3 protein-coding genes are annotated in these 2359 nt (G+C 69.3%); 1 reads left to right on the top strand and 2 read right to left on the bottom strand.

Annotated elements, in window-relative coordinates:
- On the bottom strand, positions 1 to 496 hold a 496-nt coding region (locus ACFR9S_RS14410; RefSeq protein ID WP_459077216.1), incomplete at its 3' end, for a MutS N-terminal domain-containing protein.
- A gap of 55 nt (positions 497 to 551) precedes the next feature.
- A complete protein-coding gene (engB, locus tag ACFR9S_RS14405) occupies positions 552 to 1175 on the bottom strand; it encodes a GTP-binding protein EngB (RefSeq protein WP_379732568.1) in 624 nt (207 codons plus the stop codon).
- Positions 1176 to 1309: 134 nt separating this feature from the next.
- On the opposite strand from engB, the gene ACFR9S_RS14400 reads away from it, so the two are divergent.
- Positions 1310 to 2359, top strand: a 1050-nt coding sequence (locus tag ACFR9S_RS14400; protein WP_379818934.1) for a TIGR00341 family protein, incomplete at its 3' end; no start/stop codon positions are given.

Below are 2359 nucleotides of genomic sequence, written 5' to 3'. Positions count from 1 at the left end.
CGGGAGCGACTCGGCACTCCCCGGTCGAAACGTCGACGCTGGCGACCGCGAACGCCTCCTCGCCGCCGACCACGCTCGCGACGTACGTCGAATCGGGCGACAGCAGTTCGTCGTCGACGACGGTGCCGGGGGTGATGATCTGCGTGACCGCGCGCTCGACGATCCCGTTCGTCTCGCTGGGGTCCTCGACCTGATCGGCGATCGCGATACGGTGGCCGGCCTCGAGTAAGCGCTCGATGTACTCCGCGGCGTTGTCGACGGGGATCCCCGCCGCGTCGTAGGTGCCCGTGGAGTCCTCCCGCTCGATCATCGTGAGCTCGCAGATCCGGGCGACCTCCTCGGCGATGCCGCAGAACGTCTTGTAGAAGTCCCCCACCCGGAACAGCACGAGCGCGTCGTCGTGCTCCCGGCAGCGGTCCACGTACTGCTGGAGCATCGGCGTGAGCTCGTCCCGGCGCTCGTCGAGCTCCGGCGGGGGCCCGGTGACCGCAGACATGGCCGAAAGAGGGGTGCCGAAGCGGAAGAGCGTTACGCGAGGCGTCGGTCCGCGTTCAGCTGACGAACTGCAGGAGTTCCTCGCGCTTGGCCTCGCGGAACCGCTGGCCCAGCGCCTCCTCCAGCGGCCCGATGCTGCCGGTCTTCGCAGTGATCGGACAGATCGTCTCCCGGTACTGCTGCCAGGGCGGGAACAGCCCGAGTCGGTCACAGAGGTCGTTAAGTCGCTCGTCGCGGTCGTCGACCTTGTCCATCTTGTTGACCGCGACGATCGGATCGACGCCCACGTCCTGCAGGAAGTGGAACATCTCCACGTCGTGGGGGATGTCGCCGTTCTCGCGGTGGCGGTCGATGATGTCGATCACCGCCTTCCCGTCGACGACCAGCACGCCCGCGAGGATGTCGTCGGCGTTGTCCTCGACGTAGCGAACCACGTCGGTCTTGATCTGCTCGCGCTGTTGCTCGTCGACGCCGGACATGAAGCCGAAGCCCGGCAGGTCGGTGAACATGAAGTCCTGCCCGGCCCAGTCGTAGTGGTTGGGCTGGCGGGTCACCCCCGGCTTCCCCCCGGTGTCGAAGCTGTGGCCCGTCAGCTCCCGCATCAGCGTCGACTTCCCCACGTTCGACCGGCCGACGAGGACGACCTCGTCCCCGCGGTCCGGTCGGTTCTCGAAAGACATAGCTGTGGATAGCCGGCTGCCGGGGTTAACGCTCACGGGTCGGCAGGAGGGGCCGATAAATCTGATAGTGCGATAGCGAAAGGCGGAGTGGTCACCACCGCCGGCTATTTGCCCGCCCCGTGAGAGACACGCCTGTGCGACTCGTACAGGTCATGATCCCCGCCGGGAAGCGGGAGGCCGTGCTCTCGGTGCTGGACGAGAACGGGATCGACTACGCGCTGTCGGACGAGACCAGCGGCCGGCGCTACACCGGCGTCGTCTCGTTCCCGCTGCCGACCAACGCCGTCGAACCGATCCTCGATCAGCTCCGGGAGGAGACGGGGATCGACCGCGACGCCTACACGGTCGTGCTCGGTGCGGAGACGGTGGTCTCCGAGCGCTACGACCAGCTGGAGAAGGAGTGGACCGAGGGCGAGGAGGGCGAGCGCATCGCCCGCGACGAGCTGATCACGCGGGCGGCCGACCTCGCGCCCGACTGGGTGCCGTTCCTCGTGATGACCGCGATCAGCGCCGTCGTCGCGACCGCGGGGCTGTTGCTCGACTCTCCGGCGGTCGTCGTCGGCTCGATGGTGATCGCGCCGCTGATCGGGCCGGCGATGGCCACCAGCGTTGGCTCGGTCCTCGACGACCGCGAGCTGTTCGTCCGGGGGATCAAGCTCCAGACCGCGGGCGCGCTGCTCGCGGTCGCGAGCGCGGCCGCGTTCGCGGGGCTGTTGCGCTTCGGGAACATCGTCCCGCTGGGGACGAACGAGGTGCTCGCGATCGGCGAGGTCCGGGAGCGGCTCTCGCCGGGCGTCCCGTCGCTGGTGGTCGCGCTCGCGGCCGGGATCGCGGGCGCGCTCTCGCTGTCCTCGGGTGTCTCCTCGGCGCTGGTGGGCGTGATGATCGCCGCGGCGCTGGTGCCGCCGACCGCGGTCGTCGGCATCGGGATCGCGTGGGGTCGCCCGGCCGCCGTCGTCGGCTCGGCGGTGCTGGTCGCGGTGAACTTCCTCTCGATCAACCTCGTCGCGCTGGCGGTGTTCTGGTACCAGGGCTACCAGCCCGAGGAGTGGTTCAAGGTGGGCGAGGCCCGGAAGGACACCGCCAAGCGCATCGGCGCGCTGGCGGTCGCAGTGCTGATCCTCTCGTCGGTGCTCGCGGGCGCGACGTACGCCTCCACCCAGCGCGCGGCGTTCGCGGACGAC

The organism is Halolamina salina, assembly GCF_042678005.1.
Classification (GTDB): domain Archaea; phylum Halobacteriota; class Halobacteria; order Halobacteriales; family Haloferacaceae; genus Halolamina; species Halolamina salina.
The sequence above is the reverse complement of the archived record's forward strand: the minus strand, read 5'-3'. Positions and strand labels throughout refer to the sequence as shown.